The 16075-nt window shown below is 67.1% G+C and carries 11 protein-coding genes; 4 read left to right on the top strand and 7 right to left on the bottom strand.

From position 1 onward, the window contains the following. Window positions 1–76: 76 nt before the first annotated feature. A complete protein-coding gene (locus ACQP1O_RS30220) occupies window positions 77–1408 on the bottom strand; it encodes a diguanylate cyclase domain-containing protein (protein ID WP_433567846.1) in 1332 nt (443 codons plus the stop codon). Window positions 1409–1583: 175 nt separating this feature from the next. On the opposite strand from ACQP1O_RS30220, the gene ACQP1O_RS30215 reads away from it, so the two are divergent. Next, entirely contained in the window at window positions 1584–2780 is a 1197-nt protein-coding gene (locus ACQP1O_RS30215; RefSeq protein ID WP_433561816.1) for a beta-ketoacyl synthase N-terminal-like domain-containing protein, read from the top strand. Window positions 2781–2826: 46 nt separating this feature from the next. Here ACQP1O_RS30215 and ACQP1O_RS30210 read toward each other — a convergent pair whose 3' ends face one another. Further along, the gene (locus tag ACQP1O_RS30210; RefSeq protein ID WP_433561815.1) at window positions 2827–4557 is read right to left on the bottom strand and encodes a GAF domain-containing sensor histidine kinase; all 1731 of its coding nucleotides are present in this window, start codon (window positions 4555–4557) and stop codon (window positions 2827–2829) included. Window positions 4558–4629: 72 nt separating this feature from the next. After that, window positions 4630–5277 (bottom strand): response regulator transcription factor, encoded by a 648-nt coding sequence (locus ACQP1O_RS30205; RefSeq protein WP_354846173.1) that lies wholly within the window; start codon window positions 5275–5277, stop codon window positions 4630–4632. A 255-nt stretch (window positions 5278–5532) separates the two neighbouring features. Here ACQP1O_RS30205 and ACQP1O_RS30200 point away from each other — a divergent pair, with 255 nt between their 5' ends. From ACQP1O_RS30200 to ACQP1O_RS30190, 3 genes are all read left to right on the top strand, one after another. Next, window positions 5533–6360: a sigma 54 modulation/S30EA ribosomal C-terminal domain-containing protein gene (locus tag ACQP1O_RS30200; protein WP_433561814.1), complete on the top strand. Its 828-nt coding sequence runs from the start codon at window positions 5533–5535 to the stop codon at window positions 6358–6360. Window positions 6361–6483: 123 nt separating this feature from the next. Continuing rightward, entirely contained in the window at window positions 6484–9483 is a 3000-nt protein-coding gene (uvrA, locus tag ACQP1O_RS30195) for an excinuclease ABC subunit UvrA (protein ID WP_433561813.1), read from the top strand. 171 nt (window positions 9484–9654) lie between these two features. Then, window positions 9655–10140, top strand: coding sequence for a RidA family protein (locus tag ACQP1O_RS30190; protein ID WP_433561812.1), 486 nt, complete (start codon window positions 9655–9657; stop codon window positions 10138–10140). Between the two features lie 54 nt (window positions 10141–10194). Here ACQP1O_RS30190 and ACQP1O_RS30185 read toward each other — a convergent pair whose 3' ends face one another. From ACQP1O_RS30185 to ACQP1O_RS30170, 4 genes are all read right to left on the bottom strand, one after another. Then, entirely contained in the window at window positions 10195–12117 is a 1923-nt protein-coding gene (locus tag ACQP1O_RS30185) for an ATP-binding cassette domain-containing protein (RefSeq protein WP_433561811.1), read from the bottom strand. Window positions 12118–12153: 36 nt separating this feature from the next. Then, window positions 12154–13263, bottom strand: coding sequence for a type III polyketide synthase (locus tag ACQP1O_RS30180; RefSeq protein WP_433567845.1), 1110 nt, complete (start codon window positions 13261–13263; stop codon window positions 12154–12156). Between the two features lie 194 nt (window positions 13264–13457). Beyond that, window positions 13458–14942, bottom strand: coding sequence for a fatty acid desaturase (locus ACQP1O_RS30175; protein WP_433561810.1), 1485 nt, complete (start codon window positions 14940–14942; stop codon window positions 13458–13460). Window positions 14943–15217: 275 nt separating this feature from the next. After that, window positions 15218–16048: an LppX_LprAFG lipoprotein gene (locus tag ACQP1O_RS30170; RefSeq protein ID WP_433561809.1), complete on the bottom strand. Its 831-nt coding sequence runs from the start codon at window positions 16046–16048 to the stop codon at window positions 15218–15220. Window positions 16049–16075: the final 27 nt, after the last annotated feature.

Below are 16075 nucleotides of genomic sequence, written 5' to 3'. Positions count from 1 at the left end.
AACAGAGTTGTCGAGTCTAGTTCGCGATTCCCTCGCGCGCCGTACCGCCAGGTAACAAGCCCCGAAACTGCCGGGTTCAGGAGGCGTGGGTGCTGTCGCTGCGGCGTCCGAGGGCGCCGTTCCGATGGTTGGGCGGCTTGGCCCGGTACATGGCCAGGTCGGCATCGTGCAGGACGGCCTCCGGGGTGCGATTGTCGCCCGCGCACAGGTCCGTCACCCCGATCGAGGCGTCGACCTGTATGCGGTGCCCGCGCGCGATGATCGGCTCGGCCATGGTCTGGCGCAGCCGCGCGATGAGCGTGTCGAGATCGTCGCCCAGGGTGCGCCCGGACAGCAGCACCAGGAATTCGTCACCGCCGATCCGGCCCACGATGTCCTCGGAGCGCAGCCCGCGCTGCAGCCGCTGCGCCACGATCTGCAGCACGGTGTCGCCGATGGCGTGCCCGAGCGTGTCGTTGATGGCCTTGAACCCGTCCAGGTCGATGAACAGCACGCTCGACACCGGCAGCGTCTCGGTGGTGCCCAGCGCCGCCGCCAGCCGCGAGAGCACCAGCGCCCGATTGGCCAGCCCGGTGAGCGGGTCGTGGGTGGCCTGGTACTCCAATTGCCTTCGGCTGGCCCGGAATTCGGTGATGTCGTTGAACGACGACACCGCCGCCGAGTCCGGATCGCCGGGATCGAGCAGCCGGCTGTTGGCCGAGAGCCAGCGCCGCTGCCCGTCGGTCCGGTCGAGCCCGAACACGAAGCGGGTCACCGTCTCCCCGGTGGCGAGCGTGCGGATCACCGGATACCAGGACGTGGGCATGGGCTGGGCGTTGGCGTCCAGCAGGCTCAGCGGGATGTCGTAGATGTGGGTACCGACGAGGTCGTCGGCGTCGTAGCCGAAGATACGGCGCGCGGCCGGATTGGCGGATTCGATGCGCCCGTGCCGGTCGATCACCACCACCCCCTCCTCCAATTGCGACACCACTGTGGTGAAGAAATCCTCGGCGCGCTGCTGGGCGGCCTCGGCGCGGCGCTGCGCGGTGAGGTCGTGCACCACCACCTGGTAGGCGAGGTGTTCGTGCCAGGCGGTGAGCACCGACACGGTCTCGACGTCGACGCTGCCGCCGTCGCATCGCATCAGCGTCATCTCGGCGGGGTCGGACGCGGTGCCCGCGATGGTGAGGCGGCGGATGCGGTCGAGCATGGGTGAGACGGAACTTCGTTCGACGAAATTGGTGACCGGTTGCCCGATCACGTCGTCCGGATCTTCGGCCGCTAGCAGCCGCAGCATTGCGGGGTTGGCGTAGACGACGGTGCCACGCGCGTGGACCACGACCCCGTCGGGGCTGTAATCCACCAGGGACCGGTATCGCTGGGCCAGCTGTTCGGTATTGGCCGAGTCATTTGCCCGATCGTTACCCATCACGTCATGCACCCCCTGATCGTCGTTCCGACACGTCACTGGAGCACGGCACCATTCTGTTATCTAAAAATTTGCTGGTGCCCCTTGCCGACCGATTGAATGACCTACAGTTCTGCTCAGCATCGGCCCGCGAGTGGTGATCATTACGGGCAACGGCCCGAGAGGAGCGATGCAAATGCCTGGCACCATCCCCGTCCCGATGACCGCAGGTCGGCATCAAGATCATATGACCCTGGCCGGCATCGGCGCTGTCACCGGGTACGGCTGGGGCCTCGAAACCCTCTGGGAAGGTTTGCTGACCGGCAAACCCGCAGCCCGGCTCTTTCCAGGGTACGGGCCCGGACGCGATCGGCAGGGGTGGATCGCCCGCGTGCCGGACGGCGGCGATCCGGATCTACCACCCAGCCGCTACCTACGCGCGGTCATCGGCTCGGCGCGCGAGGCGGTGGCCGATGCGCGCGAACGCGGCTGGCGGCCCGGCCGGACGGTTGGCCTGCTGCACGCCATCGTGCTCGGAGACGCCAACGAGTGGCGGGACTTCTACACCGTCGACGGCGGGCAGCGGCGTTCGCGCGACTATCTGCGATTGCTTCCCTCGACCCCGGTGTCGATGCTGATGAGCGAGTTCGGGTTTCACGGCCCGGCCATGAATGTGACCGCCGCCTGCTCCTCGGCGAACGTGGCCCTGGTCACCGCGCAGCTGTGGCTGGCCCAGGGCATCGCCGACGACGTGCTGGTGGTCGCCACCGACCTGTCCGGGATTCCAGAGATGGTGCAGCCGTTCGTGGTCCTGGGCGCGGCGGTGGACGACGCCGACCCCCTCGATGCCTGCCGTCCCTTCCAGCAGGGCAGCCGCGGCTTCGGTTTCGGCGAGGCCTCGGTCGCGTTCCTGGCCACACGTGACGCCGAGCGTCCCTATGCGGCGATACTCGGCGGGGCCATGTCCAACGACGGCCACCATGTGATCTCCGTCGAGCCGTCCTACTCCCAGATATTCGAGTGCGTGCGCGGCGCCCTGGCCAGCGCCGATGTCCGTCCCGACGAGGTCGCGTACCTCAATTCGCACGGTTCCGGCACCGCCCAGTGCGACGCCGCCGAAACCGCGCTGCTGGCGGAGCTTTTCGACGATCGCCCGGCGGTGGTGGCGCTCAAGCCATTGGCCGGGCACTGCCAGGCCGCCTCGGCCGGGGTCGAAGTGGCCGTCGCGGCACTGGGTTACGAGCGCGGGCTGCTGGTGTCCGCCCCGATCGTGGCCCCCGCGCATCCCAATCTGGTCGGGGGCGTCCGGCGCGGCGTCGACGGCATCACGGTGAAGACCGCGCTGGGCATGGGCGGCAACAACTCCGCGGTGGTGCTCGGCCCGGTCGGCTGACGACACCCGAGCTCTCAGCGAGGCGATAACGCTCGATCTCAGCGAGTCAGTGCAGTGGCACCGACCAGTGCAGTTTCGTGCCCGTGCCGTCCCCGCTGGGATCGCGCCGCGGATACACCGCCAGGCTGCCGCCGGACTGTTCGGCGCGCCGGGCCAGGTTGGTCAGGCCGCTGGGGGTGATGTCGTCCGGAATGCCGCGGCCATTGTCGGAGACCACGATGGTGAGATCGTCGGCCACACCGATGTCGATGGTGATGGTGTCGGCCCCGGAATGCCGGACCGCGTTCGAGATCGCCTCGCGCACCACGGCTTCCGCGTGATCGGCGAGCGCCGGCTCGACCACCGACAGCGGTCCGGTGATGTGCATGAGCGCCCGGATGCCGGTGGCGGTGGTCTGCTGTTTGACCGCGCGTTCGATGCGCTGGCGCAGCCGGGTGCTGTGCCCGTCGCCGCCGTGCAGATCGAAGATGGAGGTGCGGATCTCCTCCACCACGTCCTGCAGATCGTTGATGGCGTCGGCCAGCCGTTTCTGCACCTCGGGCACCCGGGCGCGCGGCACGGTGCCCTGCAGGTAGAGCCCGATGGCGAACAGCCGCTGGATGACGTGGTCGTGCAGGTCGCGGGCGATCCGGTCGCGGTCGGTGAGGATGTCGAGTTCGCGCATGCGCCGCTGCGCCACCGCCAGTTGCATGGCCAGCGCGGCCTGATCGGTGAAGGCGGCGATCAGCTCCACCAATTCGTCGGTGTAGGGCGCGGATTCGGCGGCACGCAGCGTGATCAGCACGCCCAGGGTGGAATCCGGGGTGTGCAGCGGCAGCACCAGGGCCGGGCCGATATCGGCGATGGGCGTGCCCAGGTCGATGTGGCGGGCGTCGTCGAAGCGCAGCGGGGTGCGGGTGGTGAGGGCCTGCCCGACGGCGGTGGCCACCGCGCGAACCGCGTGTCCGTCCGGCGGTTCGTCGGGGCCGGACCATTGCGCCACAACGAGTTCGGCGACATCCTCGGGCGCGTCGTCGGGATCGGCGACCACGGCCAGCAGCGCCTGCTGGGAGGCGGTCAGCTCGCGGGCGTGCTCGACCACGTGGGCCAGCACCTTGCTGGGTTCGGTGTCGGCCAGGAATTCGGTGGCGATATCGCGGGTGGCCTCGATCCAGGCCTGCCGGGTGCGGGCCTGCTCGTAGAGCCGGGCATTGTCGACGGCGATACCGGCCGCGGCGGCCAGCGCCTGCAGCAGCACCTCGTCGTCCTCGGTGAAGGGGTGCCCGCCGGATTTCTCGGTGAGATACAGGTTTCCGAAGATCTCGCCGCGGATCCGCACCGGCATGCCGAGAAAGGTGCGCATGACCGGATGGTGCTCGGGGAATCCGGTCGCGGCGGGATGGCGCGGGAGATCGTCCAGGCGCAGCGGTTCGGGCTTGTCGAGTATGAGGCCGAGTACGCCGTGGCCCTCGGGCAGCGCGCCGATCCGCATCCGGGTCTGCTCGTCGATGCCGTGGAAGATGAACTGGCTGAGCTGTTGTTCGTGCCCGCGCACCGCGAGTGCCCCGAAACGGGCGTCGACCAGGATGGTGGCGGCGCGCACGATCGTGCTCAGGGTCTGGTCCAGATCGAGGCCGGAGGTGACCGCGAGCATGGCCTCGACCAGCCCGTCGATGCGGTCCCGGGCGTCGATGATCTGTTCGACCCGGTCCTTGACCTCGGTGAGCAATTCGCGTAATCGCAGCTGCGACAGTGTTTCACGCACCGAGTAGGTACCGGTGCGGGGTGTGTCGTGCATGGTTGTCCTGCGGTCCGGCGGATACGACACGGCAAGCCGAATTCTATGCGGGCCGAGGTTGCCGCGAGGCTGTCATGCCGAACGTGACTGTCCCGTACGCAATTTCGAGGCCAGCACGGCGGCCTGGGTGCGGCGTTCCATGCCGAGTTTCGCCAGCAGCCGGGACACGTAGTTCTTGACGGTCTTCTCAGCCAGGAACATCCGTTCCGCGATCTGCCGGTTGGTGAGGCCGTCGCCGAGCAGGTCCAGCAGCTTGCGCTCCTGATCGGTCAAACCGGCCAGCGGGCCGTCGAATTCGGTGCTGCGCCGCAGCCGTGCCATGAGCGCCGCCGCCGCGCGATTGTCCAGCAGCGAACGGCCCGCGCCCACCTCCTTGATGGCCTTGGCCAGCTCCATGCCCTTGATGTCCTTGACCACGTAGCCGCTGGCGCCGGCCAGGATCGCGTCCATCATGGCCTGTTCGTCGGTATAGGAGGTGAGGATCAGGCATCGCAGGTCGTCGATGTCGGCGAGCAGGTCGCGGCACAGTTCGATGCCGTTCCCGTCGGGCAGGCGTACGTCCAGCACCGCCACGTCGGGGCGCAGCGCCGGGATCCGGGCCAGCGCCTGGGCGACGTCACCGGCCTCGCCGACGACGGTCAGTTCGGGATCCTCCTCCAGCAGGTCGGTCAGACCGCGGCGGACGATCTCGTGATCGTCGACCAGGAAGACTTTGATCACGACGGCCTCCAAGCTCGGGTCGCGGGCGCGCGAAATGGTAGTGGCAAACGTAACTCGCGGGAAGACATGCGGATACCGCCGAAGGTCCCTAATTTCCGGGGCCCGAACTGTCCGAAAATTTGTCCGGTGATCTTTTGTCGGAGGATTTTCCCCGAAAGTGGTCTGGTTCGGGACTTTCGGCACTGTCGGGGGTCACCGGGGTGTGTTGCCATGGAGCGGGGTTGCCGGGTCGGAACAGGGAGAGCGGGGTCGGCTATGGGCGCATTCGATGTGTGGTCGAGTGGAATCGATCCGGATTTCGTCGTGACCACGCGCGGGCCCGTCCCGTCGGGGGAGGTGACCCGGGTGGTGCGCGGATTGGGCAGGATCCTGCGCCGGCACGGGGTCGCAGGGCCGGTGCGGGCACGCCTGCACTGGCCCGCCGCCGAGGACGAGACGACGCTGGTGCAGGCGGGTATCCGGACACTGGGGAAGGCGTTCCGGGTGCAGGTCGCCGGGCCGGGGCGGTTCGCGGCCACCTTCGCGCTGGAGCGGCTGGATCTGCGACTGGGCTGCCGGCCGGACGAATTGTCCCGGCCCTGGCCGGATCCCGCGCGGCCGACACTGTCCTCGGTGACCGAGCCGCGACCGATCGTGCGGCGCAAGGACTGTCGACTACAGGTGGCCACACCGGCCGCGGCGGCGCGGGTGCTGGATGCGATGGATTACGACGCGCACCTGTTCATCGATGCCGGGACCGGATCCGAGGCGGTGGTCTGCTGGACCGGTCCGCTCGGGGTGCGGACCCTGGGCCGGATGCGCGACGGCGTGCCGGTCCTGCTCGAAGACGATGCGGTGGCCCGGCTGTGCCTGGGCGGGCTGCCCTATCTGTTCTTCACCGATGCCGATACGCGCCGCGGCCGGCTGCTGTATCGGCGCTTCGACGGCGATCTCGCGCTGGTCACCGCGGCCGGCGCCGAGGGCCGCTCGCGTGCGCGGGACCGGGATCGGGTCCTGCAGCCGCGAGCCATCACGGGCTGTGTGCGGCGAGCGCTGCCGAGTGTGGCGGGCACCACTGCCGTACCCGCCGATCGGCGGGCCTAGTCACATCTCGCAATAAACATACTGTGACCAGCGTTTCAGCACTCGTAACCAAACTTGTCGGTGGGTGCCCCTAGCATGGCGTCGGGGGTATGTCTGGATGCTGAAACGTTGGAAGGATGGCCAGTGGCGGATCGCCTGACGGTGCGCGGAGCGCGGGAGCACAACCTCAAAGGGGTCGATCTCGACCTACCCCGCGACAGTCTCATCGTTTTCACTGGTCTGTCCGGGTCCGGAAAGTCCTCGCTCGCCTTCGACACGATTTTCGCCGAGGGCCAGCGGCGGTACGTGGAATCGCTGTCGGCGTATGCGCGGCAGTTCCTCGGCCAGATGGACAAGCCGGATGTGGATTTCATCGAGGGCCTGTCCCCGGCGGTGTCCATCGACCAGAAGTCGACCAACCGCAATCCGCGGTCCACGGTCGGCACCATCACCGAGGTCTACGACTATCTGCGTCTGCTGTTCGCGCGCGCGGGCACTCCGCACTGCCCGGTCTGTGGTCATCTGATCGCCAAGCAGACCCCGCAGCAGATCGTGGATCAGGTGCTGGCCATGGAGGAGGGCACCAAGTTCCAGGTGCTCGCGCCCGTGGTGCGCACCCGCAAGGGCGAATTCGTGGACCTGTTCGAGTCGCTGAACTCGCAGGGCTACTCGCGGGTCCGGGTCGACGGCGTGGTGCATCCGCTGACCGACCCGCCGAAGCTGAAGAAGCAGGAGAAGCACGATGTCGAGGTGGTCGTGGACCGCCTCGCGGTGAAGCCGAGTTCCAAACAGCGCCTGACCGATTCGATCGAGACCGCGCTGCGGCTGGCCGACGGTATCGTGGTGCTGGACTTCGTGGATCGCGACGAGCACGCCCACGATCGAGAGCGGCGCTTCTCCGAGCGGCTGGCCTGCCCGAACGGGCACCCCCTCGATATCGAGGATCTGGAACCGCGGTCGTTCTCCTTCAACTCGCCCTACGGCGCCTGCCCGGACTGCACGGGTCTGGGTATCCGCAAGGAGGTCGATCCGGATCTGGTTGTGCCGGACCCGGATCTGAGTCTCAATGACGGCGCGATCGCGCCCTGGTCGCGCGGCCAGACCGCCGAATACTTCACCCGCCTGCTGTCGGGCCTGGCCGAGGCGATCGGCTTCTCCATGGACACGCCGTGGAATCAGTTGCCGCTCAAGGCCCGCAAGGCCGTGCTGGAGGGCAGCTCCGAGCAGGTGCACGTCTCCTACACCAACCGCTACGGCCGCAAGCGTTCGTACTACGCCGATTTCGAGGGCGTGATGCCGTTCCTGCAGCGGCGCATGGACGCCACCGAATCGGAGGCGATGAAGGAGCACTACGACGGGTACATGCGGGACATCCCGTGCCCTGTCTGCAACGGCGCGCGACTGCGGCCCGAGATCCTGGCGGTCACGCTGTCGGCGGGCCCGGAGCGCAAATCCATTGCGGACCTGTCGGATCTGTCCATCGGTGACGCCGCGAAGTTCCTGAACACCCTGACCCTCGACGATCGCCAGGCGGCGATCGCGGCGCAGGTGATCAAGGAGATCCAGGCGCGCCTGGGCTTCCTGCTGGATGTCGGTCTGCAGTACCTGACGCTCTCGCGCGCCGCGGCCACGCTGTCCGGCGGTGAGGCGCAGCGTATCCGGCTGGCCACCCAGATCGGGTCCGGCCTGGTGGGTGTGCTGTACGTGCTGGACGAGCCGTCCATCGGCCTGCACCAGCGCGACAATCGCCGGCTCATCGAAACCCTCACGCGGCTGAAGAGTCTCGGCAATACGCTCATCGTGGTCGAGCACGACGAGGACACCATCCACGCTTCGGACTGGGTGGTCGACATCGGCCCGCTGGCCGGTGAGCACGGCGGTCAGGTGGTGTACTCGGGTCCGTACGAGGGCCTGCTGAAGGACAAGGGATCGCTCACGGGCGCTTACCTTTCCGGCCGCGAGCAGATCGAGGTGCCGCTGGTGCGGCGCCCGATCGACAAGCGCAAGCAACTCACGGTGGTCGGCGCGGTCGAGCACAACCTGCAGAACATCGACGTGAGTTTCCCGCTGGGCGTGCTGACTTCGATCACCGGCGTGTCGGGTTCGGGTAAGTCGACGCTGGTCAACGACATTCTGGCGACCGTGCTCCAGAACAAGCTGAACGGCGCACGCCAGGTGCCCGGCCGCCACACCCGGGTCAACGGCCTCGATCACCTGGACAAGCTTGTGCAGGTCGACCAGTCGCCGATCGGCCGTACGCCGCGCTCGAATCCGGCTACGTACACGGGTGTTTTCGACAAGATCCGCACCCTTTTCGCGGCCACCACCGAGGCCAAGGTGCGCGGCTACCAGCCGGGCCGGTTCTCCTTCAATGTGAAGGGCGGCCGCTGCGAGGCCTGCTCGGGTGACGGCACCCTGAAGATCGAAATGAACTTCCTCCCGGACGTTTACGTCCCGTGCGAGGTCTGCCACGGTGCGCGCTACAACCGCGAGACCCTCGAGGTGCACTACAAGGGCAAGACCATCGCCGAGGTCCTCGATATGCCGATCGAGGAGGCGGCCGAGTTCTTCGAGCCGGTGACCTCCATCCACCGCTACCTCAAGACCCTGGTGGATGTCGGCCTCGGCTACGTCCGCCTCGGCCAGTCCGCCCCCACGCTCTCCGGCGGTGAGGCCCAGCGCGTGAAGCTGGCCGCCGAACTCCAGAAGCGTTCCACCGGCCGCACCATCTACATCCTCGACGAGCCCACCACCGGCCTGCACTTCGAGGACATCCGCAAGCTCCTGGGGGTTATCAACGGCCTGGTCGACAAGGGCAATACGGTCATCGTCATCGAGCACAACCTCGACGTCATCAAGACCTCGGACTGGGTCCTCGACTTGGGCCCCGAGGGCGGCTCCGGCGGCGGCATGGTCATCGCCCAGGGCACCCCGGAAGACATTTCCGCAGTCCCTGAGAGCTACACCGGCCAGTTCCTGAAGGGCGTCCTCGCCGCCCAGCCCGCCTCCCTCACCGAACCCACGCCGGCCAAGAAGGCAGCGAAGAAGGCTCCGGCCAAGAAGGCGGCCCCCAAGACCGACGCCCAGGCCACCGCCGCCAAGAAGGCAGCCGCCGCCCGCCGCAAGGCCGCCGCCCTCCGCTGATGCCGAGATCCCCGACGGCCCCACCGCACTGCTGTGGGGCCGTCGTCATTCGGCCGGCGAGCGGTCCAATCGAGGCGTCGAGCCGGGTGGCTCCTCCCTTCGGTGTCGCGTCCCATTCTCGAATAACGGCTGGATGGCAGGCCATCATTCACGGATCGGAAGGGGCTGGTCATGGGAATTGTCGCGGAACGGTTGACGGGGTTGGGGATCCAGCTGCCACCGGTCGTGAAGCCGCCGCCCGGTCTGAATGTTCCGTTTGCGTGGGTTCGGGTTTCGGGGCGGCGGGTTCTGGTGTCGGGGCACGGTGCGCTCACCGACGACGGGCGTCCGGCCGGTCCGTTCGGCAAGGTGCCGAGTGTCGTATCGCCTGCCGCGGCAGCCGAATCCGCGCGGGGCGCGGCCCTGGCCATGATCGCGGCCCTCGAGGTCGAACTCGGTGATCTGGACCGGATCTCGGCGTGGCTCATGGTCAACGGCATGGTGAACGCCGACCACGGCTTCGCTGGCACGACGACCGTGATCAATGGCTTTTCCGACGTGGTTCTCGACGTGTTCGGCCCGGAGATCGGCCGGCACGCACGCACCGCCGTCGGCATGACCACCCTGCCCCTCGGCTATTGCGTCACCGTCGCGGCTGAAGTGGAGATCGACGGCTGAGCGCAGACGAAAGGCCCCGCACCGGAATCGGTACGGGGCCTTCGTCTTCCGTGCTTACTCGGTGGCCGCCAGGGGCGGGCCGAGTTCCTTGACCTCGGCGATGCGGCCGAAGTCGAGTTTCACGATCTGGTCGGCGCAGTCGAAGTAGCGGTCGTCGTGGGTGATCACGATGACGGTCTTGCCGCGTTCCTTGAGCTTCACCAGGATTTCCCGGTAGAAGACGTCGCGGAACTTCGGTTCCTGGTCCGCGGCCCACTCGTCGAACATGTAGATCGGGCGATCCTCGAGCAGAGCGGTCAAGAGCGCCAGGCGCTTTCGCTGACCCTGGGACAACGCGATCGTCGACAGCCGGCCGTTCTCCACGGTGACCTTGTGGTCGATCTGCAGTTCCTTCAGGTACTTCCGGACATCGTCGTCGACGCCCTCGTCGAAGCCCAGGTAGTCCTCGAACAGGTGGAAGTCGGTGAAGACCGCCGACGAGTTCTGCCGGAACCACTCGATGTTCTCGTGGTCGATCGTCTCGCCATTGAGCGACAGGTGGCCGTGCTGCGGGACGTACAGGCCCGTGATCAGTTTGGCCAGTGTCGATTTGCCGCTGCCGTTGCCGCCCACGATGAAGCTGATCTGACCGGGTGAGAAGGTCAGGTCCAGCGGTCCGAGGTGGAAGCCGGACCCGTCGGCCTGGGGCGGCGCCATGGGCGCGCCCATCGGGACGGGGTGGCCGCCGTGGTCGACGAATCGGTGGCCGTTGACATCCGGCCGATCGGTGCCACGCGGGCCGTGGCCGGGCGGCGGCCCGCCGGGCCGTCCACCCGGATGCGGTCCGGGCCGTCCGCCCATGGGCGCACCGGGCGCGCCGGGTCGTCCGCCACCGCCCGGGTGCGGCCGCGCACCGCCACCCGGGTGCGCTCCGGTGCCGGGCGGCGGACCACCAGGCACGGGCGGGAAGGCGGGCGGCGCTTCGCTCAGATAGTTGTAGCTGACGTCGTTGAGCTCCAGCCGCGCTGCGGTGACGGCGGGACGCTCGGTGTAGGGCAGCGTGGATTCGTCGTGCGCGGTCTGGATGGACAGATTCAGCGAGCGAATCTTGGCCAGTGCCACGTCACCGCGCAGCAGGTCGGGAATGCGGTGCATGAAGTTCTGCATGGGCATCGAGAGGAACGTGGTGACCAGGACGTAGCCGACCATGACGTTCTGCGGCAGGTCCAGGGCGCGCGCCAGGCCGAACAGGATCAGGGCCATGGTGCCCAGCTGCAGCAGCTGGCCGAAACCCTGGGCGAAGGTGAACTTCGAGCCGGCGTCGACGTTCTGCGCCCGCAGCTTCTCGGCCGAGCCGAGCAGTTGCCGATCCATGAAGTCGCGCCGCCGCCCGCGGTGCAGCTTGAGCTCCTTGATGCCCAGCGACACCTCCTGGAAGGACCGCAGCAGGCCGTCCTCGTTCTCGCGGGCGGCCTGGTACAGGTGCCGCACCTTCTTGAGAACTGTTTCGACACATGCGATTCCGAGCAAGGTACCCGCGACGGTGGTGGCGAAGATCGGGCCGGACACGATCGCGAGGAACGCGAAGCAGCCGATGATGGTCGCCAGGTCGATGCAGATGCTCGGAATGGCGGTGACCGCCTGCGACAGTGACCGCACATCCTCGGTCAGGGTCGCGATGAGGCGGTGCTGCCCGAGCCGCTCGAGGTGTTCGAGCGGCGCGGACACGATGCGGGCGCTCAGGTCCGCGCGCAGGCGGTAGATGGCCTCCTGCGCGAGCCGGATCAGCAGCACCTGCGAGATCACACCGCTGATCAGGATGATCAGCGCGGTCGCGACGAACGCCTGGACCGTGACGCCCGGATGCGGTTCCGGTGACACCACTCCCCGAATCAATGTCACCAGGTAGGTATTGGCCGCACCGCAGACCAGACCGGAGGCGATGACGCCGGCGATCCGCATCCACGAGATGGAGATGAGGAATCTGATGAGTTGCATGGCTGCTGGGCTCTCTGGACGGAAACTATGCCCGGATCAGGGGCGGATGATGTCGAAGACGACACCCTCGAGGGTGACGCCGGGCGCGAACGAGAACGCCACCCCGGTCGAGATGGGCTGCGTGGCCTGCTGCGCGATCATCTGCTCGAGCACGAAGATCAGCGAGACGCTGAGCATGTTGCCGTACTCGGCGAGCACGTCCCAGCTGGTCGCCGCCTGCTCGGAGCCGAGGCCGAGCGAGCGCACGGACTCCTCGATGATCTTCGGGCCACCCGGGTGGATCGCCCACAGGTCGATGTCGGACTTGGTCATGCCATTGCGCGCCAGCACGCTGGTCACCACCGGGTCCACGCCGCGCAGAATGTACTGCGGCAGGTTCTCCGACAGCTCGCAGGTGATGCCATTGTCGTTGACGCCCAGGACGATTCCGTCCTCCGCGTCGTCGAACAGGTAGCTGAAGCTGTCGCGGATGACCACCGCGCCGGCCGGCAGCGGCTGCTGCGGCTGGCTGGCCCCGATGACCACCGCGCCGCAGCCGTCTCCGAAGAGGCTGTGGATGATGACATCGTTGATATTGTCGTCGAACACGGCGTTCACCGAGCTCAGTTCGATGCAGATGACCAGCGCCTTCTTGTCCGGGTGCGCCCGGGCGTAGTCCACCGCGGCGCGCACCGAGTTCATGGCCGCGGCGCAGCCCATGAAGTTCACGATGACGCGGTTGACGGTGGGGGACAGGCCCAGCTGCTTGACCACGGCCACGTCCACGCCAGGTGCGATGAAGCCGGTGCTGGTGGCGAAGACCAGCATGCCGATCTCAGACGCCCGGTCCTCCAGATGCGCGGTGGCGCGTCCGGCCACATCCACGGCCAGCGGCACCGCGTGCTCGTAGAAGGTGTTCATGCGGTCCCGGATGGTGCCGACTTCCCTGCTGTAGGACAGGAATTCCGGGTCGACCGGGTCGACCGCGAGGTGGCGGGTGGTGATGCGGGTCTTCTGGTAGATCCGCGGAATCCGGGCCTGCTGCACCGGATCGCTGAAGAGTCCGGCCACCTGCGCGGCGGCGTCGGCCTGCGAGAAGATCTGGTCCGGCGAACCGGTCGCGATGGATTCGATGACGCCGACGGTGGTCGGCGGGGTCGGCGGCAGCGGCGCGGGTGCGAAGTCTTCCCGGTGTAGGAAAGCCGAGCCGGGCTCGCCCCCCGCGAGCCGGGTCGCCGCCGTCGAAGGGCGGGCGCCCCCTTCATCGATGGTGATAGACACGAAATTCTCCCCTCGTTTCGATATGACGACCCGCGGTGCGGCCGGCGCATGTGCGAACGCACCGCGGTAGTGGAATCGGTTCAGACGGTTCCGATTCCGGTGAAGCCCTGAACCGTGTAGACGGCGCAGGTCTTCAGGGCAAGTGGTGAGAAGTGCTCCTTGACGAACCCCCACTTGCGCTCCACCGCGTCGTCGGACGGCGCGAGAATGTAGGTGCGGATCTGCTTGGGAAAGCGGTCGGTGAAGAAACTCTTGGCCGGCAGCCACTCCACCCCGAACTTCGCGGACTCCTCGCGCAGCACGTCCTCGGTCGCGATGTTTGCGAAACCACTGCGCTGGTAGGGCAATACGTGATGGACCCGGTGCGAGCTCAGGCCCGCGGACAGGAAGCAGTCGACGTAACGGTTGCCGACCACCTTGAGGTCGTAGGCCTGCTCGATCTGGTTCACGCCCCAGTCCTCGGAGTTCGACTCGATCTCCTCGGTCTCCAGTTCGAAGTCGTGGCTGGCCACCACCAGGAAGGTGGAGATCCACAGCGTGATCACGAATTGCAGTGCCCAGGCCCAGAAGTCGCCCATCACGGTGAAGGCGATCAGCTCGCCCAGCAGCAGGAAGCGCACGCCGAAGGATCCGATGAAGTGCGGCAGCGCACCGCCCCAGGTGCCGTACATGTCCTTGATGCCCACCTTGCGGGTGAGGCGGCAGACGTCGAGCAGGCGGATGGTCATGCCGGTGATGGTGTGACCGAACTTGTGCAGAGTGTGGATCGGCACCCGGTACAGCCGCGGGACCCGCATCATCATGGTGAAGACGTTCTTCTTGATGTCGACTTCGCTCTGGGTGTGCGGGTGGTGCAGCAGCGCGTGGCCGTCCGCGGTCACGAAAGCCAGTGCGACGTAATTGAAGTCGAAGGCATTCGTGTAGATCTTGTTCATGCCCTTCTGGGCGCGGTGGATCGCGTAGTGCCCGAAGCCGGCCAGCGAGCTGCGCAGCAGCACCATGGCGATCACGAACACCGGCAGCGGCATCCAGCTGCGCTCGAACAGCCGCAGGCCCTGCACCGCGAAGTACAGCACCGCCAGCGTGGCCACCACGATATTGAAGTAGGTGTCCATGCGCCGGATGCGGGCGGCCAGCTCGGGTTCCTTGAGCCGGGCCTTCACCTGGTGGAGCAGGTCGTCCTTGTTGTCGAAGGTGAACTTCGGGGTGTCGCGCCAGCTGTCGAAGCCCTCGTTGAAGAGGAAGGCGGGTGCGTTGGCCTTGGGGTGGATGTCCTCCGGCAGGGCGTCGCGATCCAGCGCGTACTTCTTCAGGATGCGGCCGATGGCCTCCGGATTCTTGTGGTACGAACCGACGATCGAGGTGATGTCGCGATTCTTGGTCCGGCCGATGAAGAACTCGCCGCCCGGATGCTTGGAAATCCAGTCGCTGAGGTCGTAGGCTTTGCCGTTGTAGACCCAGACATTCGATACCGGCGGTGGGCCGTCCATCGGGGGCCGGCGGAACTCCCCTTCGGGTTCCTGGCGTTCGATCGTCGCTTCGGCTTCCGGGCGTTCGATCGTCATTTCATCCCTCCACACGCAGGCACGACGTTTGAACTTTCGGACGAAATCGTCGCTGCCGCGCCTTGCATTTCACTGAACAATCTCTTAAGCGTGCAGCCGAGATAGCTGCGGACTAACCAGCTCGCCGGGGCGGGCTGGAATTCGTTGTAAGCAATGGCACTTCGGACTGTGTGCCGAAATGCGAAAGCCGGTCCGGGGAGGGCGGATGACAGGTGTTGCCGCCGTTGCTTTTTCCCCGAACCGGCTCCGAACTCACATGACAGGGATACGCGCGATCAGCTGCCGGGCTTGGTGACGTGGACCGGCTTCGCCCAGTCGGACAGGGTAACCGTGACGGTGCCCGTGTCCTTGGTGACCACGGCGCGCACCAGATTGGGACCGGTGCCCGGCGAGGCGGCCGTGGACGGCAGCGTGGTGCCGGCGCCGCTCGGCGGAGCGACGTCCTTGATGTACAGGGTGATGGGGAAGCTGCCGCCGTCCTTGCCGATCTGCGGCACGACCGGGTCGAACACCGAGGCGTCGATGGTGCCGCTCACCTTCACGGTGTCGACGCCGTCGATCTTCTCGCGGCCCTCGGCCTTCGCGTTCTTCACCTGCGCAATGACATTGGCGAGGCCCTTGTCCTTGTCCAGGAGAACGCCCGGATCGTAGATCTTCTCGGCGGGGCCGACGGGGGCGTACTTGCTGCCGTCGCCGGTGTAGAGGGTCTTGTCGACGACCATGAACTTGGTGTCGGTGAAGTCGGCGTCCTGCTTGACCTTGACCTTGGCCTCACCGATGGCCTGGCCCTGGCCCTGCGGCTGGTTGGTGACGTCGGCCTTGAGGCTCTCGACCGGGAGGGTCGGGAGGTTCTGGACATTCATGACCACGTGCACCGACTGCAGGGTCTGGGTGGTCTTGGCCGATTCGGCGACGATCTGCGCGCCGTCGGGCAGCTGCGACGGCGGGGCCGCCTGCGAGGTGGTGGCCTTGCTGTCCGAGCTGGAGGACGAGGAGCAGCCCGACACCAGCGCGGCGGCCGCCGCGGCGGCGATCATGATCGGAAGGACGCTGCGCCGGACGCGGCGGCCGGCGGTGCGCTTGCCTTGGGACATCAGTTCATTCATGTACAACCCCCGAAGATTCCGTTCGAT

This window comes from Nocardia sp. CA-151230, assembly GCF_050942175.1.
GTDB lineage: Bacteria > Actinomycetota > Actinomycetes > Mycobacteriales > Mycobacteriaceae > Nocardia.
This window is presented reverse-complemented; position numbering and strand designations above follow the sequence as displayed.

Coding starts and splice junctions, on each gene's coding strand:
- ACQP1O_RS30220 (WP_433567846.1), bottom strand. CDS start 1,408: ATGGGTAACGATCGGGCAAATGACTCGGCCAATACCGAACAGCTGGCC.
- ACQP1O_RS30215 (WP_433561816.1), top strand. CDS start 1,584: ATGCCTGGCACCATCCCCGTCCCGATGACCGCAGGTCGGCATCAAGAT.
- ACQP1O_RS30210 (WP_433561815.1), bottom strand. CDS start 4,557: ATGCACGACACACCCCGCACCGGTACCTACTCGGTGCGTGAAACACTG.
- ACQP1O_RS30200 (WP_433561814.1), top strand. CDS start 5,533: ATGGGCGCATTCGATGTGTGGTCGAGTGGAATCGATCCGGATTTCGTC.
- ACQP1O_RS30190 (WP_433561812.1), top strand. CDS start 9,655: ATGGGAATTGTCGCGGAACGGTTGACGGGGTTGGGGATCCAGCTGCCA.
- ACQP1O_RS30185 (WP_433561811.1), bottom strand. CDS start 12,117: ATGCAACTCATCAGATTCCTCATCTCCATCTCGTGGATGCGGATCGCC.
- ACQP1O_RS30175 (WP_433561810.1), bottom strand. CDS start 14,942: ATGACGATCGAACGCCCGGAAGCCGAAGCGACGATCGAACGCCAGGAA.
- ACQP1O_RS30170 (WP_433561809.1), bottom strand. CDS start 16,048: ATGAATGAACTGATGTCCCAAGGCAAGCGCACCGCCGGCCGCCGCGTC.